Genomic DNA, 25,149 nt, shown 5'->3' with positions numbered 1-25,149 from the left:
ATTGCTTCAGTGTAAGCCATGCTTAACCTACTAATAAAGTGACAAAATCATTTAATGGCCTATATTACTCATATTTTTTTGAAAGCAGTTTAAAATATCAGCAACTATGGCAACATGTGTCAGCAAAACTTGATTTGACCGGCTCATTGCAGCAGAATCTTCCGCATTAAATGTCCAATGAGCTTATTGAATTATGCATTATGTATCTTCTGGTCAAGGTGAAGCCGTCCTGCTTATTCATGGGCTGTTTGGTAATCTTGATAATCTAAAAAACCTCGCCAGTGTGCTTGAGCAACAACATCAAGTCATAAGGGTTGATGTACCCAATCATGGCTTAAGCGAGCATTGGGACAACATGGATTACTCTCAACTGGCTGATGCCATGATTGATGTACTCGATGATTTGCAGATTGAACAAGCCCATGTGGTCGGCCATTCTATGGGCGGAAAAATTGCGATGGCAATGGCTCTTTTACACCCAGAGCGTGTCAAAAGCTTAGTGATTGCAGATATCGCGCCGGTAGCATACAGCCCAAGACATCAAACCGTATTTGCAGGCTTAACCAGTTTAGTATTAAACAGCGATACCACTCGAAAGTCGGCCATAGCACACTTAATCAACGCCGGTATTGATGAGCCGACATCTCAATTCTTACTCAAGAATCTACACCGCACAGACAGCGGCTTTGAGTGGAAAATGAATTTAACTGGGCTAATCGAATCTTACGACCGTATTATAGGTTGGAATTTGCCTTTAACCGATAACGATCATTTTGATAAACCAGCACTATTTATCCGTGGCGGTGAGTCAAATTATGTCACTGCTGAGCATCGTGATGAAATCATGCGTCAATTTCCACATGCCAGTGCAAAAACATTGAACGGTACAGGCCATTGGTTACATGCACAAAAGCCTGAGATCTTTAATCGCATCGTGTCTGAGTTTATTGAACAAAACCAAGGGTAAATTTTTAATATTTACCTTTTTGAACATAGCCGATTGTATCGTGATGTGATATATTCGCGCCCTCTTTTCGCCAGACACTCAATAGCGAAGGTAGAAGTATGTTAAACCAATACATGGAACAAATTGAAGCAGTAGGCTTGAACTTGTTTTTTGCATCGATATTCTTTTTTATCGGCATGGCTATCCATGATGTGCTTAAACAAGGTGAAGTCCCTAAATTTGGTCGATATATTGTTTGGGCAGTGTTATTCCTCGGCTGCGCCGGGTTTATTGCAAAAGGTATCATTCAGATGACCTGGGAAGGCTCTGGGATCGGTTAAAGAGTACAATGGCAAAAGAAACAACAGATAGAACGACTATTGACCTTTTTGCCGCTGAAACTCGCCGTGGGCGTCCGAGAAGTAACCCTCTTTCTCGGGAGCAGCAATTAAAGATCAATAAACGTAACCAAATTCAGCGCGATCGCGCTAACGGTTTAAAGCGAATAGAGTTAAAGGTGTCACAAGATTTGTATGACGCCTTGAACCAACAAGCTTTGAACAGTAACATCAGCCGTAGCCAGTTAATCGAATTTATTCTGCAACAGCAACTCGACAACTGAGACGTTTTTAGAACATCGCACAACGCGAACTAGATATTTAAAGGATAGACAATGGCAACTGTAGGTCTTTTTTTCGGTAGCGACACTGGCAACACCGAAGCTGTAGCCAAAATGATCCAGAAAAAACTGGGTAAAAGCATGCTCGATGTTAAAGACATCGCAAAGAGTACCAAGGAGCAAATTGCTGAATACGATTTGCTTATGTTTGGTATTCCAACATGGTATTACGGCGAAGCACAGTGTGATTGGGATGACTTTTTCCCAGAGCTTGAGCAAATTGACTTTACCGATAAGCTAGTCGCTATTTTTGGTTGTGGTGACCAAGAAGATTATGCTGAATATTTCCTTGATGCGATGGGCATGATACGTGACATCGTTGAAGCTCGAGGCGGTATTATCATTGGTAATTGGCCATCTGAAAGCTACAATTTTGAAGCCTCTAAGGGCATGGCAGACGACAAGCACTTTGTCGGTTTAGGGATTGATGAAGATCGTCAACCTGAGCTAACTGAAGAACGTGTTGACGGCTGGGTGAAGCTAGTTTATGAAGAAATGTGTCTAGCTGAGTTAGAAGACTAACCCACATCATCAGATTAGTTTTGTGATTGAAAGCGGCTTTATTGCCGCTTTTTTATGTCTATAGTTTGGTTTAACGGTTAAGTAACCACCAATATGTCAGTCAATAATTTCAACCCATTACACCCTCATTGGGATATCTTTTGTGTCGTGGTCGATAACTATGGTGACATAGGTGTCACCTGGCGTTTGGCTAAGCAACTGGTGGCTGAATATGATATTCCCATCAATTTATGGGTCGATGACTTACTGAGTTTTTCGCATATATTACCCATGCTAGATCCACATAAATCGAAGCAAACATTCAGTGGTGTGAATATATTTCAATGGAATAACCCACTAGATATAGAGTTTATTGCTGGTAATGTCGTTATTGAAGCATTTGCCTGTGAATTACCATCACAAATAAAATCCATAATAAATCAATTACATCAACACCCTCTTTCTCGAGCCCCTACATGGTTAAACCTTGAATATCTCAGTGCTGAAGATTGGGTAGAGGGTTGTCACGGGTTGCCCTCTTCACAGCCTGGTGGGGTTAAAAAGTGGTTCTATTTTCCAGGTTTTACCCCTAAGACAGGCGGGCTTATCTGTGAGCGGGAATTATTTAAACAACGTGACGAATGGCAAGCTGACTCAAAACATAAATTAGCATTGTTCAACAAACTGGGGTTACAGGGAATAGATGCTAAAGACACGGTTATCAGTGTCTTTAGTTATGAAACGCCAGCCTTAGCTGCTTTGTGTGAATTATGGCAAACATCGCCAAGCCCAATTCATGCACTAATCCCTAAAGGACGCAGTTTACATAGCTTAACGAGCATATTGCCCTGTGACATTAAAGATTTGATGCCCGGTCAACAATTTACAATAGGTAACTTAACCCTACATATATTACCCATGACTGATCAAAATGCTTTTGATCGCTTGCTATGGAGCTGTGATTTTAATATTGTGCGGGGTGAAGATTCGTTTTTACGTGCTCAATGGGCTGCAAAACCCTTCATATGGCACATTTATCCTCAAGAAGATGATTATCACTTGGTAAAATTACAAGCTTTTATGCAAATTTACTGCGATAATCTTGCTCCAGAAATTGCTGCCTCTTGGTCTGAGGTGAATTTGGCCTTCAACCAGGGGAATACAAACGCGGTAGTAATGCACTGGCAACAATTACATTCTGTTAATTTGTCTTTAATGCAACATGCTATTGAATGGCCAATTAACGCGTTAAATGAAGCAGATCTTGCGAGTCGACTAGTTCAATTCGTTAAAAATAGCTAAGATACTGCTCTATAAATAAAAAAAATCTAAATATATAGGAAATAGTGAAATGAAAACTGCTCATGAAATCCGTCCTGGTAACGTGATCATGTTAGATGGCAGCCCATGGGTTGTTCAGAAGACTGAAACAACTCGTTCTGGCCGTAACGCTGCAATCGTTAAGTTAAAATTAAAGAACGTATTGCTAGATTCTGGCACTGAACAAACCTTCAAAGGTGAAGACAAATTAGACGATATCATTCTAGAACGTCTTGATTGTACTTACTCATACTTCGCTGACCCTATGTATGTATTCATGGATGAAGAATACAACCAGTATGATGTAGAAGCTGACAACTTAGGTGATGCTGCTGACTATATCATTGATGGTATGGAAGACGTTTGCCAAGTCACCTTCTATGAAGGCAAGGCTATTTCTGTTGAATTACCAGTTCACATTGTCCGTGAAGTTATCTACACCGAGCCTTCTGCTCGTGGTGACACTTCAGGCAAAGTAATGAAGCCAGCTACCATTACTGGTGGTGGTACTGTTACCGTTGCTGATTTTGTTAAAGTCGGTGACAAGATTGAAATTGATACTCGTACAGGCGAGTTCAAGAAGCGCGTTTAAGCGTCAGTTAATTTGAGTTATTAGTAAAATAGTAATAACACAAGTCAACTCAGCAAAAGCCAGCACTAAGTGCTGGCTTTTTTGTTGTCAAACACTATACACATACTGATTCACAACCTAAAAACAGCATTTAACACTGAAGCGATAGCTAATTTACTGACAGAATCAGCATTTAACACTAATATTATTATTCATTTTGCTTGTTTGCCTCTTTCACAATGCCAATAAATTCGTTATGGTTCGCTAACTTAAGCCGTATTTAGTTATCGAGAGTAGTAGTATGCGACCCATTATCAAATCCAATAAGCTTGATTCCGTTTGTTATGACATCCGCGGACCAGTACATAAAGAGGCCCGTCGGTTAGAAGACGAAGGTCATCGTATTTTAAAGCTTAATATCGGCAACCCTGCCCCCTTTGGATTTGAAGCCCCAGAAGAAATCGTTCGAGACGTTATTTTAAACTTACCCAGTGCCCAAGGTTACTGCGAGTCAAAAGGCTTATTCTCTGCGCGTAAAGCCATTGTGCAGCATTACCAAGCTCAAGGTATTTTTGGCGTCGATATTGAAGATATCTACATAGGCAATGGTGTCTCTGAATTGATCGTAATGGCCATGCAAGGGCTGCTTAACACCGATGATGAAGTACTGATCCCATCACCTGATTATCCATTATGGACTGCAGCGGCAAACCTCGCTGGTGGTAAAGCAGTACATTATAGCTGCGATGAAGAAGCCGATTGGTTTCCTGATTTAGATGACATAAAGAGTAAAATCAGCAGCCGCACACGTGCGATTGTGATGATCAACCCAAACAACCCTACCGGTGCGGTTTACAGTAAAGAATTGCTGCTAGAGGTTGTTGAGCTATGTCGTCAACACGATTTGATATTATTCGCCGATGAAATTTACGATAAAATTTTATACGACGAGGCCAAGCACATCCCTGCCGCTGGTTTATCTGATGACATTCTGACTATCACCTTTAATGGCTTATCTAAAGCCTATCGCGCCGCAGGTTTCCGTGTGGGTTGGATGATGTTATCGGGTAATTTAAAAGCGGCCAAAAGTTACATTGAAGGCCTAGAAATGCTGGCGTCTATGCGTCTGTGTGCCAATGTACCCAATCAACATGCTATTCAAACCGCATTAGGTGGTTATCAGTCAATTAATGAGCTGATATTACCTAACGGCCGCTTAACCATACAACGCGATGCGGTGTACGAATTGCTTAATCAAATTCCTGGGGTCAGCTGTAAAAAACCTAAAGGTGCCTTGTACGCATTCCCGAAATTAGACATGAAGAAGTTTAATTTACGTGATGATGAACGTTTGGTGCTTGATTTGTTAAAAACCAAAAAAATTCTGTTAGTACAAGGAACTGCCTTTAACTGGCCTGAGCCAGATCACCTTAGAGTGGTTTTTTTACCCTATAAAGAAGACTTGGCTAAAGCGCTCACCGAGTTTGGTGATTTCTTGGAAGACTATCGCCAATAGCACCTTAACGAGATATCTGTTCAATAAAACACTAAGCGACTGAACAGTCGCTTTTTTTTATTGATAAGCTCCTGTAAGCTGAGACAAACTATTGAGCGCAGTAAGGAGTCTCATGAGTCATTTATTTGCCCATTTATCTCGGATGAAACTGATCCAACGTTGGCCGTTAATGCATAACGTGCGCCGCGAAAACGTTCAAGAGCATTCACTACAAGTGGCGATGGTCGCTCACGCTTTAGTGATTATCAGCAATAAAAAATTCGCTACCGACTTAGACGCCAATAAAGCGGCAACCATTGCCATCTATCATGATGCTAGCGAAATTTTAACTGGCGATTTACCCACACCAGTAAAATACTTTAATAAAGAAATCGAAGCCGAATATAAAAAGATTGAAGCCATAGCTGAACAGAGAATGTTAGAAATGGTACCAGATGAATTTAAAGACGATTACCGCAGCCTGTTTATCAGTGAAGCAGCGGATCCACAATACAAAGCCATTGTGAAAGCAGCTGATACTCTCTGCGCATATTTAAAGTGCTTAGAAGAACAAAAAGCCGGTAACAGTGAATTTAATAGTGCCCGTAAACGTTTAGAACAAATGTTAGACGACAACCCTAACCCTGCCGTAGGTTATTTCCGTGATTGTTTTATTCCAAGTTTTACATTGAATTTAGACGAAATTAATCAAATGTTGTAAAGGAATTTTATGCCTGATAACACCATCGAGTCCAGTAATACAGAACAGAACAGTCGTTGGCAGCAACGTTTACTCGGTGAAGATAAACAGCGCCGTAATGATCATCGCAGCCCATATCAACGAGACCGCGCACGTATTCTGCATTCAGCAGCATTTCGTCGGCTTCAAGCCAAAACGCAAGTGCTTGGCGTTGGCATGAATGACTTTTACCGTACTCGGCTAACACATTCATTAGAAGTGTCACAAATTGGTACTGGCATTACTGCTCAACTACGTCGAAAATATCCGGACCTTAGGTATTTACTCAATTCAATGAGCCTCATTGAATCGATTTGTTTGGCTCACGACATCGGTCATCCACCTTTTGGCCACGGCGGTGAAGTCGCATTAAATTACATGATGCGCCATCACGGTGGTTTTGAAGGCAACGGCCAAACCTTTCGAATTTTAACTCGTTTAGAACCCTATACCCCTTCATGGGGGATGAACCTTACTCGGCGTACTTTACTTGGGGTAATGAAATACCCAGCAACGTATTCGCAATTGTATATCAATCAAAATAGGCCAGACATAGCCAATCATCGCCAACTAAAACCCTCAGAATGGCCACCGGTAAAAGGATTATTTGATGATGATATACCCATTATTGATTGGGTATTAGCGGCATTATCAGAATCGGATAGGCAGTTGTTTATTAGCAGTGAACAAAGCCATACACATGTAGATTATCCCCATTTAAAAACGCGCTATAAGTCATTTGATTGCTCGATTATGGAATTGGCAGATGACATTGCTTATGCGGTACACGATCTCGAGGATGCTATTGTAATGGGAATTGTCAACCAACATCAGTGGCAGCGCGATGTGGTTGGGCAGTTAACTGAAATCAAAGATCAATGGCTGATATCGGAAATCGCTAACATTGGTGACAAGCTATTCTCTCATGAACATCATTTACGCAAAGATGCTATCGGTACCTTAGTCAACGGTTTCGTCACCGCGATTGGCATTAGTACCAACCCACAATTTGACGAAGACTTATTAAAATATAATGCCGAATTAGAGCCAGACTTTGCAGCAGCATTACATGTACTGAAACAATTAGTTTTCAAGTATGTTATTCGTAAACCTGAAATCCAGATGCTGGAATATAAGGGCCAACAGGTTGTGATGGAATTGTTTGAAGCGTTTGCCTCGGATCCTGAACGTCTGTTACCACTTAATACTCGAGACCGATGGTTAGCAGAGCGTAATGACAATAATAATCCAATGCGGGTGATTGCTGATTATATTTCTGGGATGACCGATGAATTTGCCGGTCGCTTACATCAGCAATTATTTGGTTCAAAAACCGCAGGCATTATGGAGTTAAGTCGCGAGCAATAACATTTATTGCCTCTGTTGATTTTCGATAAAAAAAGCGCTTGGTTATAACAACCAAGCGCTAACGGGTTATATAAAGGGGAAATAACCCAAATTTCACACTTCACACTTCACTAACAAAAACACCAATCAATTTATACCGGGTGCATAAACGCTTGTATTTCATTTAACGTGAGCATTGGCGTAGCGCCATGAGACTGAGCAACCATAGCACCCACAGCGCAAGCAAAATCAATCGCATACTGCGGATTACTATCACTGCATAATTGGTACAGTAACGAGCCTAAAAATGAATCTCCGGCGCCGACGGTATCAACTACATTGACTAAATAACCTGAATTATAATACTTCTGCCCTGCAACACTCAGTAATGCTCCATGACTGCCTTTGGTAACACACAGATAATTGGTTTGGGTTTGCTCAGCAATATAATCCAAGTTTTGTTCTAATGAATTAAATGGCGAGCCCATGGCTTTAGCAATTTCATACAGTTCATCATCATTTAATTTGATAAAATCTGCTTTTTTCATCAAACTAACCACACTATCAATCTGGTAATGCGGTGCACGTAAGTTAACGTCAAATACCGAAAACGAAGCCAATTCAACTACGGCGGTTAAGGTATTGAGAGACACATCATTGCGACCAATTAAACTGCCAAAAACCAACACGTCAGCACGATTAACTTGCTCAATTATATCTTCCGTTAATGCGATATTATCCCACGCAGTATCGGCGACAATGTCATAAGACGCTGACCCATTGTTGTCTAAAGTGACTTGTACTGTGCTGGTGCTTTTAACGGGGTCTATGGCGATACAGTCACGATTAACACCGCGATCGTCAATAAAACTCAGTAACTCGCGACCTAATAAATCATCGCCAACGGCACTGATCATCGAACCTTTAATGCCCAAGGCATTAAGTCTGACGCACACATTTAAAGGTGCCCCGCCAACACGCTTGCCATCAGGGAAACAATCCCACAATACTTCGCCAAAACAACTGATGTTAATGTCGGCCTTAGCTTTATGATTAATTAATATGCTATTCATACGGCTTAACCTTTCGCTTGTAATCTTGCTTGCATAATCGATTTAATGTCACTGCCCGGTGCATATAAGGCCGTAATCGCTTGACGATAATCTTTACAAAAGCTTGCTTGATTATTTAGATCACCAAATAAGTCAGTTAGCTGTAAAAATGCTAACGGATCTTGTGCTGTTCTGCTAGCAAACTCATGTAACTGTGCTGACATTTGGTCGTTAATGTCTAACGCTTGCCCTTGCTGATCAACACGTTTATCACTGTATAAACACCAGGTAGCAATGACCAATGTGGCCAGTGATGTATCACGGCCTAATTCGATATTTTCATTAATAGAAGCAATGAGAAATTTTGGTAACTTGGCTGAGCTTTCGAGACAAATTCGCGCCAAGCTGTCTTTAATGTTCGGATTGGAAAAACGTTCAATTAGCGTATCTTTGTATTGAGTTAAATCAATGCCTTCAAGTTGCTCAATTAACGGCGTGACTTCATCGTCCATAAATTTACGCAAATATGTTGCAAATAAAGGATCAGATACCGATTCATCAATCGTCGCAAAACCATGTATAGAACCTAATAAACCTAATACTGAATGGCCTGCGTTTAACAAACGGATCTTCATTTTTTCAAATGGAGTCACGTCACTGACAAATTGTGCACCAACGGTATCTAACGCCGGACGGCCATCACTAAAGTTGTCTTCTATGACCCATTGAGTGAAGGCTTCGCACGTGATTGGCCATTCATCGTTAATGTGTAATGTGTTAGCCACATATTCGATGTCTGCTTTGGTTGTCACTGGGGTAATACGGTCAACCATTGCGTTTGGAAACGCTACATTCGTTTCAATCCATTGGCCTAAATCAGCGTCATTTTTATTCACAAACGCCAGTAGCATTTTACGGGTCATGTCGCCGTTATGCTGAATGTTGTCACAAGACTGAATGGTAAAAGGCTTCATGCCCTTGGCTTTACGCTGTTTAAGTGCTGCAGTTAAATAACCAAACGCGGTGATTGGGTCATTAGGATTCGCCATATCATGGATTATGTCTGGATTGTTGAAATCAAACTCACCGGTTGCAGGATTAAAGTTATAACCGCCTTCTGTGATGGTCAATGACACAATTTTAGTGTCTGAGTGAATCAGTTTATCAATGACCTGTTGTTTGTTTTCTGGTGCAAATAAAAAGTCAATCATCGAGCCCATCACTTGATGATCAATCTGACCATTCGGGTGACGTACCGTTAAACTGTACAGATAGTCTTGTTTCACCAACACATCACGTAGACTGCGGTTAGCTTCTAACAAACCGACACCACAAATCGCCCAAGACTCAGAACCAGGTTGCTTCAATAACTCATTGATATACATTGCTTGATGAGCACGATGAAAGCCACCGACACCAATATGCACAATCCCAGCGGTTAACTGGCTACGATCGTATTTCGGCACATCAACATTAGCAGGTAATGTTGACAAACTTTGTAGGTTTAACGTGTTCAGTTGAACATTTGAATCTTGAGAATGATCCATGTGGATTGTGCCTCATAAAATAATTAAACAATATGGATGGTTGTGTTATCTAATGAAATAACACGGCTAACTCAAGACTAATGTTTTATTAACATCATTAGCCTTAAGCTATTAAGATCAGCCGTTAGCCTTGAGTTATTAATACTGCGATTACGAGTTTATTTTTTTATGTCGTTTAAGAGCAACATATGAACAACTAAAATAAATTATCGTACAGACAAAACAAACTGTTTCAAATAAAGATTTATTCTCTGCATAGATTGTCATTGTTGGGCTATAAAACATCACTTTCGCAGCCAGTATGCTAATAACCACTAAAGAAACAACCGCAAAGCTATTTAATACCTTGGTGAACTGACTGCAGTCTTCAACATGAGGCTTATCATCTTTAGCCATTTCATCTTGGTATTCGGCAATTTGTTGCTGTTCTTTCTCATCTAATAATATAGCGTCTGTATAATCTAAATCGGCACCATATTTTTTAGCTAATACAGTATAAATAATAATGGTGAATATCCATGTTGGAATAAATAAGTAATAGAATGAAATAATATCAAGACTATTTAAACCAAACCCAAATACTAACGCTAATGCCCAAGATGCAATTGCCGGTGTACTTTTAGACAGGTTTTGATACTTAGCCCAATAGCGGGTTAAGCCAATTTTAGGGAACAACACGTGCTCAGCAAATACAATCCCCCCCACTGGTACAACTAATAGACCTGCATACGTCAATAACGGTAACATCTGCGAAAACACAAATGGGAAACACGCTATCACTACAGTGACTAAACCTACAATGGCGGTAGTACGTTCACGAGATTGGTTTACAAAGATTGACTGCGCGGCAAGGCCTGCACGGTATAAATTCGCGTTAGCCGTTGTCCAACCAGCGATAATGATAATCACAAAGCCTGAAAAACCTAAAGCATGGTAAGCAACATCACCTGGATCGAGTTGAGTAATAGTAGTTTTTAATAGTACAGCAGTACCTGCCCCCATAATACCAGCAGAGATCCATGCTAAGTAGTGGCCGAAGAACATGCCAACACCTGAAATCAAACCATAACTTTTACGCTTTGCGAAGCGGAAAATAGCCATGTCTATCAAACCGAAGTGAGTAATTGAGTTAGCTGCCCACGCAAAGCCTATCACTTCAAGTAAACCAATACCGGGTTCACCTTTGTCATTTAATCCAGTCCAAATTGAGCTGTCACCTATGGTCATGAAGTCTTGCCAGCCCGTTAATGTGGTACTGCCAATCACATGATTTGATAACACTGGAAATAAGGTAAATGAACCGGCAATAAAAATAACAAATAACCACGGCGCACAAATTTTAGAAAAGTCAGCCACGGTAGAGAAACCATACATGGCGACGACAACGACGATAGATCCTACCGCTAACACAATCATCACAAACCATAGACTGCTAGGGTACCAATTTAATTGTGCCGGAATGTCGAATAAGAAACGAACGGCTGTCGACGATACTGTGATCATCGCTGCGGATATCACCGAGAAGATAACGACATTTGCCCAGTTATAGAGCTTGGTCATTGAGTCGCCGGCAATCTTATTTAAATAATTATATAAACTGAGTCGAGTTTCAACAGCAATAGGTGCCGTTAATAACCACCACGAACACATCGCCAATAGATTACCAATTAATAGTCCAAGTAATATATCAATAGTTGAGGCACCTAGAGCAACAAAAGTGGCACCAATAACAAACTCCGTCGCGGCAACATGCTCCCCAGCATATAAACCTGCAAAGTGTTTCCAACCATGTAATTTATTTTTAGCTACAGGCAGCTGCTCTTCATTCATTTGTTTGAATGAAGCCTCATGTTGACTTATTGTCATTATTTTTATATTCCTATTTAGGGAATAAGTAAAACCCTCACCAAAAATCGATGATAAAGTGATACTACATCTCCTTTACTGACTATTTATTATTTCTATTGAGTTGAAATAATAACCCCATTCATATTCACATTATTTTTATAAATTATTCACGCGTTATTGATCTAATTTCAATGTTAAACATCATTTTATTTAATCATTTACTTTAGCTTTGCTAATATTCTTTCAGCTGTATATTCATTGGTTATTAATGAATTAATTAAGCGACCTTGCAATGCTGAAAATATTGCATCAACTTTATGTTGACCAGCAGCAATGCCATAAACAGGTTTATTTGAATCAATTCTCAACGGTGAGCTCATCACCAATTGATTCATTGAATGCTCGAGTAACTGCCCTTGCTGGTTATACACCCAACTGATAATTTCACCAGTGGCATTGTCATTAATTAGCTCGGTTAACTGTGACTGATTAATGAAACCATCGAGCAATAATGGTGACTCTGCGCCCATATGCCCAATACCAACAAAAGTGGCATCTGCTTGTTTAACTAATTCAAAAATACTTTTTACCGGCGCTAAGTCATGCAATAACTGCTTTTCCGCTACTGAAGTCGCAATAACGGGTAATGGCATAGGGTAATGCTTGGCCTGCACTCGATTAGCCATGCTGACTACGATATCAAATGCTGATGCAGAACCGTCTAACATCATGTTGCCTAATAACGACACTATTTTATGCTGTGGACATTGCATCGAAGGTAACTCATCGATACAAGCTTTGAGTGCTCGTCCGGTACCAAAGGCTAAAGTTTTAGGTTGTTCAGACTTTAAGTACCGCTCTAACACGCCTGCACCACATTGCGCTAAACCGTGCACGGAACTGTCATCAGCAGGATCGCTGGGGACAATTTCGCATTCCAATAAATTAAAAGCTTGGGTTAACTGTTGGCCCAACTCCATACATTTACCAATGGGGTGATCTAAACGGACTTTAATTAACCCTTCACTAACCGCTAATGCGACTAAACGTTGCGCTGACTGTCTTGATACTTCTAATTTTTGGGCAATTTCATCTTGAGTATTCTTCGCGACGTAATATAACCACGCAGCTCTTGCCGCTTGCTCTAATCGCGCGAGTTCTGAATTCGACTTGTTATCCATGTTGTCCCTTATATTCAGTATCAACGCATTAACGCTGGCATTAGACGTTTAAAATGTTGCCAATGACTTAGTACAGCAATCTCAGGGTAAGCCTGTGACACTGGGTGTAACTCATCGCTAACGTTATCGACTATATGACCACCGCCAATATAATGAATCACTTTCATTTTGGCCGCGACAGCTGCACTAACGCCAAAAAAGCTATCTTCAATCACCAAACAATGCTGTGGCTCGACCCCCATGCGTTTAGCCGCATACAAAAACAAATCAGGTGCCGGCTTACCTCGTTTGACTTCGCTGGCCGTAAAAATATTCAAACCAAACACATCCGTTAACCCTACTACTTCTAATGCGCTAGTTGTACGCGGTAAACTGCTGCTGGTTGCTATGCAATACGGTACTTTCAAATCTGCCAATATCGATCTAATACCGTCTGTTACGGTTAAATTACGCTCAAACTCAGACAATAGTTGCTGACGATATTCTGCTTCAAACTGTTCAGGTAATGTCAGTGCCAGCAAACGCTTTACTTTGTCGGCGACGGTAGCAAATTGACAACCTAGAAAATGCTGTTGTACAAAAGCCATATCAATGCAGGCGCCTAATTGAGCAAGTTTTTCGATTAACACATTAGCGCTAATCACCTCACTGTCGATCACAACCCCATCGCAGTCGAATATTATTAATTGTGTATTTATGTTCATATGCTCGCCTTACCAGATCAAGTCAGATAACTAACCATATTTTACAGCGTGCTGAACCTGAAACCACAATAATAAATCCAACATCACATTCTGTAGAGTTCTACAAAACTCAAATAACGTGGATAAGTGACCACATTACACTAACTAGAGTAAACATTCGCACCACGAGTGAGCATATGCCCTAGCAGTGAGCATATTCCCTTTTATAAATATTGATGTCAATCACAATTCTCTAATTAAATAAGCAAAACAAGCTTTAGCGATTGCTTATACATGCAACCCAATTATAAAATATTATTTAAATTCAATAGAATATTTTCAACATAGTTGATTCAATTTGTTATTTCATCAATGTAAAAGTTCAAAAAACAGACTATTTCTATTGTAAAACAATTGTAAATTATCGCTTTTTTAGTTGAAAATCGTACTAAAGGTAAGCAACAAGATAAAGAATGAACACGCAATATATGCATTACTTTGGTGCTAAAAACAGGTCTTAGTTATGAATTAATGCCAATTTGGGTGATGTTTACATGCCTAGACATACGGAAGTTAAATATTCAACAAAATATAGCGTTCATAAAACAAGCTATTACTGTAATAAAATTACATTCCGTTATGCATTTGTGGTTATCATCACAGCAAATAGAGCATTAAAGTTGTAATTTTATTTACAAAGAATATTTTGCAAAACTGATTTGTTGAATATTTTTAAAGGAAACCACTATGACAGTTACCAATACACAAGAGCTTGATTTATTAGTTGAGCGCGTTGCCAAAGCTCAAGCCGAGTTTGCAAACTTTAGCCAAGAAAAAGTCGATACTATCTTTAGAGCGGCTGCTTTAGCTGCAGCAGATGCACGCATATCTCTGGCAAAAATGGCCGTAACCGAAACCGGCATGGGTGTATTAGAAGATAAAGTGATTAAAAACCACTTCGCATCTGAATACATTTATAACAAATACAAAGATGAAAAAACCTGCGGTATTTTATCTGAGGACTTAACCTTCGGTACCATTACTATTGCAGAGCCGGTCGGAATTATTTGCGGTATTGTCCCCACAACTAACCCTACTTCTACTGCTATTTTTAAAGCGCTTATTAGCTTAAAAACCCGTAATGGCATTATTTTCTCACCACACCCAAGAGCTAAAAACTCAACGACTACAGCGGCTAAAATTGTATTAGATGCCGCAGTTGCAGCAGGTGCACCTAAAGATATTATTGGCTGGATTGACCAACCTAGTGTTGCATTGTCTAATCAGTTAATGACTCATGCAAAAGTTAACCTCATTTTAGCCACCGGTGGACCAGGCATGGTTAAAGCAGCATATTCATCAGGTAAACCAGCCATTGGTGTTGGCGCAGGCAATACACCTATTGTTATCGATGAAACAGCAGACATCAAACGCGCGGTAAGCTCTATATTAATGTCAAAGACCTTTGACAATGGTGTGGTATGTGCTTCTGAACAAGCGGTGATTGTAGTCGACAGCATTTATAAGCAAGTTAAAGAGCGTTTTATTAGTCACGGTGGTCATATTCTGTCTAAAGCGGAAACTGCGGCAATGCAAAGTGTCATCCTTAAAAACGGTGGCCTTAATGCCGATATCGTTGGCCAGAGTGCTGTTGCGATAGCCGCAATGGCAGGTTTTGAAGTGCCTAGTACCACTAAAGTGCTTATTGGTGAAGTGACTGATATTGATGATGCTGAAGCCTTTGCTCACGAGAAATTATCTCCGTTATTAGGGATGTATAAAGCAAAAGACTTTAATGAGGCAATGGACAAAGCGGAAGCCTTAGTGACCTTGGGCGGTATTGGTCATACATCTGGTTTATATACCAATCAAGACACCCAGGATGAGCGCGTTAAAGCCTTTGGTTTTAGAATGAAAACAGCCCGTATTTTGATTAACACTCCTGCTTCTCAAGGTGGTATTGGTGACTTATATAACTTCAAGTTAGCCCCATCATTAACACTAGGTTGTGGTTCATGGGGCGGTAATTCAATTTCTGAGAACGTCGGACCAAGTCACTTAATCAATAAAAAAATGGTCGCTAAGAGGGCTGAAAACATGTTGTGGCATAAGCTTCCATCATCTATTTATTTCCGTCGCGGTAGCTTACCAATAGCACTTGAAGAGTTAAGTGATAAAAAACGTGCGCTGATCATTACTGACAAGTTTTTATTTAATAACGGTTACTGTAATGAAACCTTAAAAATTCTGAAAGCACAGGGGCTTGAAACCGAAATTTTTTATGAAGTAGAAGCTGACCCAACCTTAGCCATTGTGCGCCAAGGCGCTAAAGTTGCGCAAAGCTTCCAACCTGATGTGATTATTGCATTAGGCGGTGGTTCGCCAATGGATGCTGCTAAAATCATTTGGGTTATGTACGAACATCCTGAAGTTGATTTTGCCGATCTAGCGCTGCGTTTCATGGACATTCGTAAACGTATTTATAAATTTCCTAAGATGGGCGTTAAAGCTCAAATGGTTGCCATTCCGACAACCTCAGGTACTGGATCAGAAGTGACTCCTTTTGCCGTGGTAACCGATGAAGTAACCGGAAAGAAATACCCTATTGCGGACTATCAATTAACCCCAAATATGGCGATTGTCGATCCTAACTTAGTCATGGACATGCCAAAATCACTGACCGCTTTTGGTGGTATTGATGCTGTCACACATGCGTTAGAAGCTTATGTGAGCGTGATGGCAAACGAATACAGTGATGGCCAAGCACTGCAGGCATTAGACCTATTGTTTAAGTACCTACCGGACTCTTATGAATTTGGTGCTAAAGCACCCGTTGCTCGTGAAAAAGTCCATAATGGTGCCACCATAGCCGGTATTGCTTTTGCCAATGCATTCTTAGGCGTTTGTCACTCAATGGCGCACAAATTAGGTGCTGAGTTTCACTTAGCTCATGGTTTGGCTAATGCATTATTAATCTCTAACGTGATCCGCTTTAACGCGACAGATATGCCCACCAAGCAAGCAGCATTTAGTCAATACGACCGCCCTAAAGCCTTATGTCGTTATGCGGCCATTGCAGATTATTTAAAGCTAGGCGGTAAAACGGATGCTCAAAAAGTTGAAAAACTGATTGAGAAAATCGAACAGCTAAAAACAACTATTGGTATTCCTGCATCAATTCAAGATGCTGGCGTTAATGAAGCAGATTTTATCGCCAAACTGGATGAACTGGCTGAAGATGCATTTGATGATCAGTGTACTGGCGCCAATCCACGTTACCCGTTGATTAAAGAGCTAAAACAAGTGTTATTAGACAGCTTCTATGGCCGAGCTTATAAAGACTAGTCGATTCGATAATAAGCAGTAAGCTTTTAACATTACGCCTTACCATATTGTAAGGCGTTTTTTATGTCTTAAACATGCATCCGAAAACGAGTCTGTTTCAAATCAACACGGCTAGCGGAGCAAAGTGTCGTTTACAATCTGTTGATTATCTCGAAAACTGTCTACTGAGCTAATGCCAGCATAACGGCCTTATTGGCATGTATTTGAGTCGTATCATACAAAGGAACATGGGTATGTTGCTGCTGCACTAGCAAGGCTATTTCAGTACAACCTAAAATTACCGCCTCAGCTCCTTGTGCATATAATTTATCAATAATACCAAGATAGCATTGCCGTGATTGCGGATTAATCGTGCCCAGACATAACTCTTGATATATCACGTCATGGATTAATGTTTGCTCGTCTGATGAAGGTACTAGTACTTCAATGGGATAGTTATCGCTTATCCGCTGCTTATAAAAGTCCTGTTCCATGGTAAAGCGCGTGCCGAGTAGGCCGACTTTACTGATCCCATCGGCTAACAACACCTCAGCAGTGGCATCAGCAATATGCAAAATGGGTATAGAGATTTGTGCTTGGATCTCATCAGCCACTTTGTGCATGGTATTGGTACAAATCAACAAAAAATCTGCCCCGCCAGCTTCAACCGCTTTCGCTGCAGTCGATAAGTGAATAGCAGTGTCATTCCACATCCCCTTATGTTGTAGGGTTTCTATTTCAGCAAAATCAACACTGTATAAACAAATCTTGGCTGAATGCAGTCCGCCTAGAGCAGACTTCACGCCTTGATTAATGGCTTTGTAGTAATTGAGTGTCGACTCCCAACTCATACCACCTATCATACCGATTGTTTTCATACTCACTCCGGTCACTGAATGCTGTAGGTCTATAAAGACATTATTATCATGATAGAAACATAATGTGGGATAACAAGCTTAATGGCGGATCGATATTGTCTATTTCAGGTTTAGGTCGATTAACCGCTTTGTGGCTCCAAGGTGTCTTGACTGACGATAAATACCTGACTGTGGTAGATTCATTTTTAGGTAGATAACAAAAAACCAGCTAATGCTGGTTTTATTCTAGCCATATAAAATGGTGCTATCAATGGATAAGTGTTTTGTTGGTTACGACTTAAATGGCATTGCACCTAAGTAGTCTTTTTTGCCCACTTCAACACCATTATGACGCAAAATTGCATAGGTAGTTGTCACATGGAAATAAATATTAGGAATGGCATGTTCAAAAGCGAAATCACGCCCAGTAAGATATTTATCTTCCCAACGACGATGAGTAATTTTACGCGTTTCTGCACCAGCAAAGTCTTCGGCTGTAAACGTGGCCAAATAATCGACAACAGAAGCGATACGAGCTTGTAACTCCGCTAATGTCGTCTCATTATCTTCATGTTTTGGCGCACTATCTTCTTGGCCAGTTAAACGCGCGACGGCTAATTTGGCTGTATCGCACGCAATTTGCACTTGGCGAGTTAAGTTAAATTGATCAGGCGCTAAACGTGAATTAAGTAACACCGACATTTCAATTTTTTTAGCTTCTGCAAAGCCTTCACCTTTGACAAGGATTGCACTTAGGTTATTAAGCATTTTACTAAATTGTACAACCGTTAAATCATAAAGCATGGAGAATACCTCTTAATATGAATGAACTTGCTTTGTTATCGACTTAAACCATCAATAAATTTGTGTTAAATCATTCATCATCATTTTATGGAATCGCGATGAATGGTGCTGCTATGAAAAGTTTATCTCACATATCATAGTGATTAGTGAGTATTTTAGTAAGCTGCATCAATGTGCTAAACATTATACGGTTTCTAATAAAACACCAGTAAATACATATAAAAAAACCAGCAGATGCTGGTTTTTGAATCATCACACAATAAAGAGATTACAGTGCAGCAAGTGCTTCTTTACACAGTTGGGTAATGCGATCCCACTCTTCGTTGTCTACTGCATCAGTCGGTGCTATCCAGCTACCGCCAATACAATCAACATTTGATAGTGCTAAGTAATCTTTATAAGTCGCAGGGCTAATACCGCCTGTTGGACAGAAACGAATATCAGACAATGGGCCAGAGAATGATTTCAGTGCATTGACGCCACCAGAAGCTTCTGCTGGGAAAAACTTGAAGTGAGTGTAACCCAACTCCATACCCACCATGATCTCAGAAATACTAGCCACACCGGGGATCAATGGCACAGTACCTTTCTTGGCGGCTTTTAGTAAATCAACCGTTGCACCAGGAGTGATAATAAACTGTGAACCAGCAGCAACCGCTTGGTTTAGCTGAGCTTCATTTAAAATAGTCCCTGCGCCTACCAATGCTTCAGGCACTTCTTTAGCAATTTTAGCAATCGCTTCTAACGCACAAGGAGTACGTAAAGTAACTTCTAAAACACTAATTCCGCCAGCCACTAAGGCTTTTGCTAAAGGTACAGCATGTTCAATTTTATTAATGACCATGACCGGAACTACCGGGCTGCGTTTAAACACGTCATGTGGTTGAAGCAACCAGTTATTAGGCTCAATCATATTACCGACTTCCTTTTATTTTTAATATAATTCATCAATAGCGTTAGTACTGCGAGCACCTGTTTCAGGGCTGCTTAAACTACGTCGAAGCGCGCCAAACAATTCACGGCCCATGCCATAACTTGAATGATGCAAATCCACTTTACCTGCAGTTCGACTTGCAAGTGTTTTCTCGTCTACAAACAGGGTTAATTCACCCGTTGTCGCATCAACACGAATCACATCGCCGTTTTCAACTTTGGCAATCAGACCACCATCAAGTGCTTCTGGGGTTAAATGAATGGCAGCAGGAACCTTACCAGAAGCTCCAGACATACGGCCATCGGTGACCAACGCCACTTTAAAACCTTTGTCCTGTAAGGTGCCTAAATAAGGTGTGAGCTTGTGAAGCTCAGGCATACCATTAGCTTTAGGGCCTTGACCTCGAACAACCACAACACAATCTCTGTCAAGCTCGCCTGCCTGAAATAGTGCGTCGAGTTTGTTTTGATCATCAATCACAATCGCAGGACCTTCAATCACACGATTATTATCAGGTACTGCAGACACTTTAATCACCGCACGACCTAAATTACCTTTCAATAATTTCAAGCCGCCATTGCTTTGAAACGGTGTAGCAAGGTGGGTTAATACTTCTTTGTCTAAGCTTTCTGTCACACCATCAACCCACTTAAGTTCGCCATCAAGCAAACGAGGTTCTTGGGTATAACGACGCAAGCCGTAACCAGCAACGGTATTGACATCTTCATGCAATAAACCGCCATCAAGTAACTCTTTAATCAACAATGCCATGCCGCCAGCAGCGTGGAAGTGATTAATGTCGGCATGACCATTTGGATATACGCGGGCTAATAATGGTACTGCGTCAGATAAATCAGAAAAATCATCCCAATTAACGATAATGCCAGCGGCGCGAGCTGCTGCGACAATGTGCATGGTTAAGTTAGTTGAACCACCTGTCGCAAGAATACCCACAATGCCGTTCACTACTGACTTTTCAGATACCACTTCACCAATTGGTGTGTACTGAGTGCCCATTGACGTTAAACGACAAACTTGTTTAGCAGCCATTTTGCTCAATTCATCACGTAATGGATCGTCAGGATTAACAAACGATGAACCAGGTAATTGTAAGCCCATAATTTCAAGCATTAACTGGTTAGAGTTAGCCGTACCATAGAAAGTACAAGTGCCAGCGCTATGATATGACTTAGCTTCAGCTTCAAGCAGTACAGCACGATCAACTTGCCCTTGAGCAAATTGTTGACGAATACGCGCTTTTTCTTTGTTTGGAATACCCGACTTCATTGGCCCAGCAGGCACAAATAGCATCGGCAAATGACCAAAACTTAACGCGCCAATTAATAAACCCGGGACGATTTTGTCGCAAATACCCAGCAGTAACGCGCCATCAAACATGTTGTGCGATAAACCTATCGCAGTAGACATCGCAATGACTTCACGACTCAGTAGACTTAACTCCATGCCCGGCTGACCTTGAGTCACGCCGTCACACATAGCAGGAACACCGGCAGCAACCTGCGCCACACTGCCTACGTCCACACATGCTTGCTTAAGCATATTTGGATAGGTTTCGTAGGGTTGATGCGCTGACAACATGTCGTTAAATGCGGTTACGATACCAATATTGGCTTTCGTCAGTTGACGTAAAGAGTCTTTGTCCGCTGGCTGACAGGCCGCGAATCCATGAGCCAAATTGCCACAACTTAGGGCGCTACGATGAACACCTTTAGCTTTGGCATCGTTTAAGGCCGTTAAATACGTTGAACGAGACTGTTTACTGCGTGCGATAATTCTATCGGTGACGGCTTGTACTACTGAGTGCATGGTAAAACTCCTTACGCGCTATAGAACACATCAACGGGCGTTTTACGCTGCGCTAATACGGCTCTAATGGGCATTTGGGTAACATCATCATTCTCAAGAGCCTGATGATAAACAGATAATTTTGGTTCTCCGACAAGATGCAAATAAATCTGACGACTATTTAAAATGGCATCTTTAGACAAAGTGATACGTGCATGTGGAGCCGTAGTCGGATTGACCGCAACACACAAAGCTTTAGTGGTTAATGCATTATCAAGTTCTGCGCTGCAAGGGAACCACGAACAAGTATGCCCATCAGTACCCATCCCCAATATCACCACATCAAAAGGACGCGGGAAATTAGCCAATGATTCGCTGGTCATATCACAACCGGCTTCAGGGGTTGCGAACATATTTTTTAAACCACGAAACTTTCCACTGGCAGCGCGGTTTTGCAATAAATGCTCGCGAACCAATCTTTCATTTGAATCTTTTTCATCAGAGCCAACCCAACGTTCATCAGCCAAGGTAATATAAACATCACTCCAGTCGACGAGCTTATGGCTTAATAGCTCAAATAATTTCAACGGTGTTGAACCACCCGATACTACTAAGCTGGCTTTGCCACGAGTGTCGACAGCATCTTGTAATTGCTTCGCAATTTTGTCGGCTAATTTAGCTTCTAAATCAGCTGGAGTGTCGAACGATTTAAATACAGTATCTTTAATCATGTAAGCTCCCTACTCGTCCCAAGAACGACCATCTTTGGTTATCAATGCAACCGATGCCACAGGTCCCCATGTTCCACAAGGATAAGGCTTAGGCCTTTCGCCACTTTGTTCCCAAGATTGAATGATGCCATCGACCCATTTCCACGCTTGCTCAACTTCATCACGACGCACAAACAGCGCTTGATTACCAAGCATCGCTTCTAATAACAAACGTTCATATGCATCTGCAATACGTTCGTTTTTGAAAGTGTCACTGAAACTTAAATCAAGCTTGGTCGTTTGTAGACGTTGCTTTTGCTCAAGACCAGGAACTTTGTTCATCATCTGAATTTCAACCCCTTCATGAGGTTGTAAGCGGATGGTCAATTTGTTTGGTGGCAGATTACGCAAGCTTGCTCGGTACAAGTTATGCGGTGGGTTTTTAAAATACACCACAATTTCACTGCTCTTGAACGGCATACGCTTGCCACTACGTAAATAGAATGGCACACCAGCCCAACGCCAATTATCAATATCAACACGAAGTGCCACAAAGGTTTCGGTGTTTGATTGTGTATTGGCATCTTCTTCTTCGAGATAACCAGGAACAGGCGAGCCTTTTAAGAAACCCGCACTGTATTGACCACGAACGGTATTTTCATACACATTGTCTTGGTTAATTGGACGCAGTGACTTGAGTACTTTTACTTTTTCATCACGAATACTGTCAGCGTCTAAATTGACTGGAGGATCCATCGCAACCAAAGTTAACACTTGTAGTAAATGGTTTTGGATCATGTCACGCATTTGGCCTGCGCCATCAAAGTAGCCCCAGCGCCCTTCAATACCTACTTCTTCAGCTACAGTAATCTGGACATGATCAATCGTGCGATTATCCCACTTAGAGGCAAACAATGAGTTAGCAAAACGCAAAGCAATCAAGTTTTGTACTGTTTCTTTACCTAAGTAATGGTCTATGCGGTAAACCTGGTTCTCATTAAAGAACTCGGCAACTTGGTCATTAATCACATGCGATGATTCTAAATCGGTACCAATTGGCTTTTCCAGCACAACACGGGTATCAGATTGAATAAGGTCTTGTGCATGTAAACAACGGCAGATGGCACCGAAAATCGAAGGAGGTGTCGCGAAGTAGTTCACCATGACGCGTTTACTTGGTTCAAGTAAATCGTGGAAGGCACTGTAGCCTTCAGGATCTGTAAAATTAGTACCGATATAATGACAACGACTGAGGAAGCGCGCTAACGTTGTTGGGCAAAGTTCGTCTTTAACAAATGTATTTAGTGCTTTAGTAACGAGGGCGATAAACTCTTCTTGAGTGAATGCGTCTTTTGCTACACCGATTACCTTGGTTTCTTTATCAAGTAATTCTGCTTTATCTAGCTGATATAGAGAAGGTAATAATTTACGCCTAGCTAAATCGCCTTTTGTACCGAAAAGTACGAAGTCGCAAGCCTTGGCTCCAATTGATTTGCCCATTGCTGAAAGCTCTCCTAATAATATGTGTGTGTCATGTTCGAATTCGGTCGATGAATAAAAGCACACTTTTGTTGTAATATAACAACAGAATTTAAATATTGCATCTTTAATTTGCATTTATTCTATTGTTGTTAATCTAGTCATGTGTATCTATTATCTGCTATGATTTTCTACCAATTACAAGGCTTGAGAACCATTCAATCGTGATCTATGTCTTGAAAAATAACTACAGATTACTGTCAAAGGTAAATAAATAACTTAAATCACGTAATTCCTGTAAGTTATGATATAAAATTACATTACCTACTTTTAGCTACTTTTTAGCGGATGCTTGCTTATGAATACCCTTGAAAAGGTTCAAAAAAGCCTTACCCAATTTAGTAAATCGGAACGTAAAGTTGCCGAAGTCATATTAGCCTCACCGCAAACAGCTATACATTCAAGTATTGCCACATTAGCCAAAATGGCTGATGTTAGTGAACCAACTGTTAACCGATTTTGTCGTCGATTAGACACAAAAGGGTTCCCTGATTTTAAGTTACATTTGGCTCAAAGTCTTGCTAACGGTACACCTTATGTTAGTCGACATGTTGAAGAAGATGATACGCCTGAATCGTACACAACAAAAATCTTCGAATCTTCAATGGCATCGCTCGATACTGCCCGTCAAAGTTTAGATACATCAGCGATAAATAAAGCGGTCGATATTCTCACTCAAGCCAAGACTATTTCGTTTTTTGGCCTTGGTGCATCAGCGTCTGTAGCCCACGATGCACAAAACAAGTTCTTTCGTTTTAATGTACCAGTAATATGCTTCGATGACGTGTTAATGCAGCGAATGAGCTGTATTAACTGTAATGAAGGCGATGTGGTCGTATTGATTTCGCATACTGGCCGGACTAAATCACTGATTGAAATAGCTCGTATTGCACGTGAAAACGGCGCTGCTGTGATTGGTATTACCGCCCGTAACTCACCATTGTCTTATGAGTGTACATTGCCTGTAACGATGGAAGTGCCCGAAGACACCGACATGTATTTACCGATGGCATCGCGCTTAGCGCAATTGGTTACTATAGATGTGTTGGCAACAGGCTTTACCTTACGCCGCGGCCCTCGTTTCCGTGATAATTTAAAACGTGTAAAAGAAGTGTTGAAAGAATCTCGCGTGAACAAGGATTTAACCATCTAAATTGATGGACGGTTAAATAAACATATCTTTTGGATTATTTAACTGCGTAAATTGTTTGTTTTAGGCTGCATAAAGATAGAGTCTATACTCTATAAAGTGATAATTTTGCATGA

The 25,149-nt window shown here is 40.9% G+C and carries 23 protein-coding genes; 12 read left to right on the top strand and 11 right to left on the bottom strand.

Annotated elements, in window-relative coordinates; translation table 11 throughout:
* Window positions 1-193: 193 nt before the first annotated feature.
* The 9 genes from AAEY97_RS18020 (at window position 194) to AAEY97_RS17980 (ending at window position 7,619) form a co-directional block, all read left to right on the top strand.
* The gene (locus AAEY97_RS18020) at window positions 194-967 is read left to right on the top strand and encodes an alpha/beta fold hydrolase (RefSeq protein WP_351000573.1); all 774 of its coding nucleotides are present in this window, start codon (window positions 194-196) and stop codon (window positions 965-967) included.
* A 98-nt stretch (window positions 968-1,065) separates the two neighbouring features.
* A complete protein-coding gene (locus tag AAEY97_RS18015) occupies window positions 1,066-1,287 on the top strand; it encodes a DUF2788 domain-containing protein (RefSeq protein ID WP_059744892.1) in 222 nt (73 codons plus the stop codon).
* Window positions 1,288-1,295: 8 nt separating this feature from the next.
* Complete coding sequence (gene ybfE, locus AAEY97_RS18010) at window positions 1,296-1,568, top strand: LexA regulated protein (protein WP_011637372.1); 273 nt, start codon at window positions 1,296-1,298, stop codon at window positions 1,566-1,568.
* A 51-nt stretch (window positions 1,569-1,619) separates the two neighbouring features.
* Window positions 1,620-2,147, top strand: coding sequence for a flavodoxin FldA (fldA, locus tag AAEY97_RS18005; protein WP_101088376.1), 528 nt, complete (start codon window positions 1,620-1,622; stop codon window positions 2,145-2,147).
* Window positions 2,148-2,240: 93 nt separating this feature from the next.
* Complete coding sequence (gene earP, locus AAEY97_RS18000; RefSeq protein ID WP_351000570.1) at window positions 2,241-3,428, top strand: elongation factor P maturation arginine rhamnosyltransferase EarP; 1,188 nt, start codon at window positions 2,241-2,243, stop codon at window positions 3,426-3,428.
* A gap of 49 nt (window positions 3,429-3,477) precedes the next feature.
* Window positions 3,478-4,038: an elongation factor P gene (gene efp, locus AAEY97_RS17995; protein WP_011637369.1), complete on the top strand. Its 561-nt coding sequence runs from the start codon at window positions 3,478-3,480 to the stop codon at window positions 4,036-4,038.
* Window positions 4,039-4,318: 280 nt separating this feature from the next.
* Window positions 4,319-5,533, top strand: coding sequence for a pyridoxal phosphate-dependent aminotransferase (locus tag AAEY97_RS17990; RefSeq protein WP_351000567.1), 1,215 nt, complete (start codon window positions 4,319-4,321; stop codon window positions 5,531-5,533).
* A 112-nt stretch (window positions 5,534-5,645) separates the two neighbouring features.
* Entirely contained in the window at window positions 5,646-6,233 is a 588-nt protein-coding gene (gene yfbR, locus AAEY97_RS17985) for a 5'-deoxynucleotidase (protein ID WP_162023040.1), read from the top strand.
* Between the two features lie 9 nt (window positions 6,234-6,242).
* Window positions 6,243-7,619, top strand: coding sequence for an anti-phage deoxyguanosine triphosphatase (locus tag AAEY97_RS17980; protein ID WP_351000563.1), 1,377 nt, complete (start codon window positions 6,243-6,245; stop codon window positions 7,617-7,619).
* A 131-nt stretch (window positions 7,620-7,750) separates the two neighbouring features.
* Here the strand turns inward: AAEY97_RS17980 and AAEY97_RS17975 are convergent, their stop codons facing one another.
* The 5 genes from AAEY97_RS17975 to AAEY97_RS17955 form a co-directional block, all read right to left on the bottom strand.
* Window positions 7,751-8,671 carry a carbohydrate kinase family protein gene (locus AAEY97_RS17975; protein ID WP_101088381.1) on the bottom strand — a complete coding sequence of 307 codons (921 nt, stop codon included), beginning with the start codon at window positions 8,669-8,671 and terminating at the stop codon, window positions 7,751-7,753.
* 5 nt (window positions 8,672-8,676) lie between these two features.
* Entirely contained in the window at window positions 8,677-10,197 is a 1,521-nt protein-coding gene (locus AAEY97_RS17970) for a mannitol dehydrogenase family protein (protein WP_351000559.1), read from the bottom strand.
* Window positions 10,198-10,347: 150 nt separating this feature from the next.
* Window positions 10,348-12,063: a purine-cytosine permease family protein gene (locus AAEY97_RS17965; protein WP_351000556.1), complete on the bottom strand. Its 1,716-nt coding sequence runs from the start codon at window positions 12,061-12,063 to the stop codon at window positions 10,348-10,350.
* Between the two features lie 200 nt (window positions 12,064-12,263).
* Window positions 12,264-13,226 (bottom strand): sugar-binding transcriptional regulator, encoded by a 963-nt coding sequence (locus AAEY97_RS17960; protein ID WP_101088384.1) that lies wholly within the window; start codon window positions 13,224-13,226, stop codon window positions 12,264-12,266.
* Between the two features lie 20 nt (window positions 13,227-13,246).
* A complete protein-coding gene (locus tag AAEY97_RS17955) occupies window positions 13,247-13,930 on the bottom strand; it encodes an HAD family hydrolase (protein ID WP_351000553.1) in 684 nt (227 codons plus the stop codon).
* A gap of 726 nt (window positions 13,931-14,656) precedes the next feature.
* Here AAEY97_RS17955 and adhE point away from each other — a divergent pair.
* Window positions 14,657-17,254: a bifunctional acetaldehyde-CoA/alcohol dehydrogenase gene (gene adhE, locus AAEY97_RS17950; protein ID WP_101088386.1), complete on the top strand. Its 2,598-nt coding sequence runs from the start codon at window positions 14,657-14,659 to the stop codon at window positions 17,252-17,254.
* 161 nt (window positions 17,255-17,415) lie between these two features.
* Here the strand turns inward: adhE and AAEY97_RS17945 are convergent, their stop codons facing one another.
* Entirely contained in the window at window positions 17,416-18,111 is a 696-nt protein-coding gene (locus AAEY97_RS17945) for an aspartate/glutamate racemase family protein (protein ID WP_351000550.1), read from the bottom strand.
* 62 nt (window positions 18,112-18,173) lie between these two features.
* On the opposite strand from AAEY97_RS17945, the gene AAEY97_RS17940 reads away from it, so the two are divergent.
* Window positions 18,174-18,308, top strand: coding sequence for a hypothetical protein (locus AAEY97_RS17940; protein WP_351000547.1), 135 nt, complete (start codon window positions 18,174-18,176; stop codon window positions 18,306-18,308).
* Window positions 18,309-18,381: 73 nt separating this feature from the next.
* Here AAEY97_RS17940 and AAEY97_RS17935 read toward each other — a convergent pair whose 3' ends face one another.
* The 5 genes from AAEY97_RS17935 to zwf all read right to left on the bottom strand — a co-directional run bounded on the left by AAEY97_RS17935 (window position 18,382) and on the right by zwf (window position 23,844).
* Complete coding sequence (locus AAEY97_RS17935; RefSeq protein WP_101088388.1) at window positions 18,382-18,894, bottom strand: DUF1993 domain-containing protein; 513 nt, start codon at window positions 18,892-18,894, stop codon at window positions 18,382-18,384.
* A 268-nt stretch (window positions 18,895-19,162) separates the two neighbouring features.
* Window positions 19,163-19,807: a bifunctional 4-hydroxy-2-oxoglutarate aldolase/2-dehydro-3-deoxy-phosphogluconate aldolase gene (locus AAEY97_RS17930; RefSeq protein WP_101088389.1), complete on the bottom strand. Its 645-nt coding sequence runs from the start codon at window positions 19,805-19,807 to the stop codon at window positions 19,163-19,165.
* 21 nt (window positions 19,808-19,828) lie between these two features.
* The gene (gene edd / locus AAEY97_RS17925; protein WP_162023032.1) at window positions 19,829-21,655 is read right to left on the bottom strand and encodes a phosphogluconate dehydratase; all 1,827 of its coding nucleotides are present in this window, start codon (window positions 21,653-21,655) and stop codon (window positions 19,829-19,831) included.
* An 11-nt stretch (window positions 21,656-21,666) separates the two neighbouring features.
* The gene (gene pgl, locus AAEY97_RS17920) at window positions 21,667-22,365 is read right to left on the bottom strand and encodes a 6-phosphogluconolactonase (RefSeq protein ID WP_351000543.1); all 699 of its coding nucleotides are present in this window, start codon (window positions 22,363-22,365) and stop codon (window positions 21,667-21,669) included.
* Window positions 22,366-22,374: 9 nt separating this feature from the next.
* Window positions 22,375-23,844: a glucose-6-phosphate dehydrogenase gene (gene zwf, locus AAEY97_RS17915; RefSeq protein ID WP_101088392.1), complete on the bottom strand. Its 1,470-nt coding sequence runs from the start codon at window positions 23,842-23,844 to the stop codon at window positions 22,375-22,377.
* A 337-nt stretch (window positions 23,845-24,181) separates the two neighbouring features.
* On the opposite strand from zwf, the gene AAEY97_RS17910 reads away from it, so the two are divergent.
* Window positions 24,182-25,036, top strand: coding sequence for a MurR/RpiR family transcriptional regulator (locus tag AAEY97_RS17910; RefSeq protein WP_011637353.1), 855 nt, complete (start codon window positions 24,182-24,184; stop codon window positions 25,034-25,036).
* The last annotated feature ends 113 nt before the right edge of the window (window positions 25,037-25,149 follow it).

It is taken from the genome of Shewanella sp. TB7-MNA-CIBAN-0143 (assembly GCF_040310065.1).
Classification (GTDB): Bacteria; Pseudomonadota; Gammaproteobacteria; order Enterobacterales; family Shewanellaceae; genus Shewanella.
Note: the sequence above shows the minus strand (reverse complement) of the source record. Positions and strands in the feature narration are given on the sequence as shown.

What these genes read in the sequence shown, in the direction of transcription:
- AAEY97_RS17910 (WP_011637353.1), top strand. Translation starts at nt 24,182, where the DNA reads ATGAATACCCTTGAAAAGGTTCAAAAAAGCCTTACCCAATTTAGTAAA.
- yfbR (WP_162023040.1), top strand. Translation starts at nt 5,646, where the DNA reads ATGAGTCATTTATTTGCCCATTTATCTCGGATGAAACTGATCCAACGT.
- AAEY97_RS17960 (WP_101088384.1), bottom strand. Translation starts at nt 13,226, where the DNA reads ATGGATAACAAGTCGAATTCAGAACTCGCGCGATTAGAGCAAGCGGCA.
- earP (WP_351000570.1), top strand. Translation starts at nt 2,241, where the DNA reads ATGTCAGTCAATAATTTCAACCCATTACACCCTCATTGGGATATCTTT.
- AAEY97_RS18015 (WP_059744892.1), top strand. Translation starts at nt 1,066, where the DNA reads ATGTTAAACCAATACATGGAACAAATTGAAGCAGTAGGCTTGAACTTG.
- adhE (WP_101088386.1), top strand. Translation starts at nt 14,657, where the DNA reads ATGACAGTTACCAATACACAAGAGCTTGATTTATTAGTTGAGCGCGTT.
- AAEY97_RS18020 (WP_351000573.1), top strand. Translation starts at nt 194, where the DNA reads ATGCATTATGTATCTTCTGGTCAAGGTGAAGCCGTCCTGCTTATTCAT.
- AAEY97_RS17945 (WP_351000550.1), bottom strand. Translation starts at nt 18,111, where the DNA reads ATGAAAACAATCGGTATGATAGGTGGTATGAGTTGGGAGTCGACACTC.
- zwf (WP_101088392.1), bottom strand. Translation starts at nt 23,844, where the DNA reads ATGGGCAAATCAATTGGAGCCAAGGCTTGCGACTTCGTACTTTTCGGT.
- AAEY97_RS17935 (WP_101088388.1), bottom strand. Translation starts at nt 18,894, where the DNA reads ATGCTTTATGATTTAACGGTTGTACAATTTAGTAAAATGCTTAATAAC.
- AAEY97_RS17980 (WP_351000563.1), top strand. Translation starts at nt 6,243, where the DNA reads ATGCCTGATAACACCATCGAGTCCAGTAATACAGAACAGAACAGTCGT.
- AAEY97_RS17940 (WP_351000547.1), top strand. Translation starts at nt 18,174, where the DNA reads ATGTGGGATAACAAGCTTAATGGCGGATCGATATTGTCTATTTCAGGT.
- AAEY97_RS17975 (WP_101088381.1), bottom strand. Translation starts at nt 8,671, where the DNA reads ATGAATAGCATATTAATTAATCATAAAGCTAAGGCCGACATTAACATC.
- ybfE (WP_011637372.1), top strand. Translation starts at nt 1,296, where the DNA reads ATGGCAAAAGAAACAACAGATAGAACGACTATTGACCTTTTTGCCGCT.
- fldA (WP_101088376.1), top strand. Translation starts at nt 1,620, where the DNA reads ATGGCAACTGTAGGTCTTTTTTTCGGTAGCGACACTGGCAACACCGAA.
- AAEY97_RS17965 (WP_351000556.1), bottom strand. Translation starts at nt 12,063, where the DNA reads ATGACAATAAGTCAACATGAGGCTTCATTCAAACAAATGAATGAAGAG.
- efp (WP_011637369.1), top strand. Translation starts at nt 3,478, where the DNA reads ATGAAAACTGCTCATGAAATCCGTCCTGGTAACGTGATCATGTTAGAT.
- AAEY97_RS17930 (WP_101088389.1), bottom strand. Translation starts at nt 19,807, where the DNA reads ATGATTGAGCCTAATAACTGGTTGCTTCAACCACATGACGTGTTTAAA.
- AAEY97_RS17955 (WP_351000553.1), bottom strand. Translation starts at nt 13,930, where the DNA reads ATGAACATAAATACACAATTAATAATATTCGACTGCGATGGGGTTGTG.
- pgl (WP_351000543.1), bottom strand. Translation starts at nt 22,365, where the DNA reads ATGATTAAAGATACTGTATTTAAATCGTTCGACACTCCAGCTGATTTA.
- edd (WP_162023032.1), bottom strand. Translation starts at nt 21,655, where the DNA reads ATGCACTCAGTAGTACAAGCCGTCACCGATAGAATTATCGCACGCAGT.
- AAEY97_RS17990 (WP_351000567.1), top strand. Translation starts at nt 4,319, where the DNA reads ATGCGACCCATTATCAAATCCAATAAGCTTGATTCCGTTTGTTATGAC.
- AAEY97_RS17970 (WP_351000559.1), bottom strand. Translation starts at nt 10,197, where the DNA reads ATGGATCATTCTCAAGATTCAAATGTTCAACTGAACACGTTAAACCTA.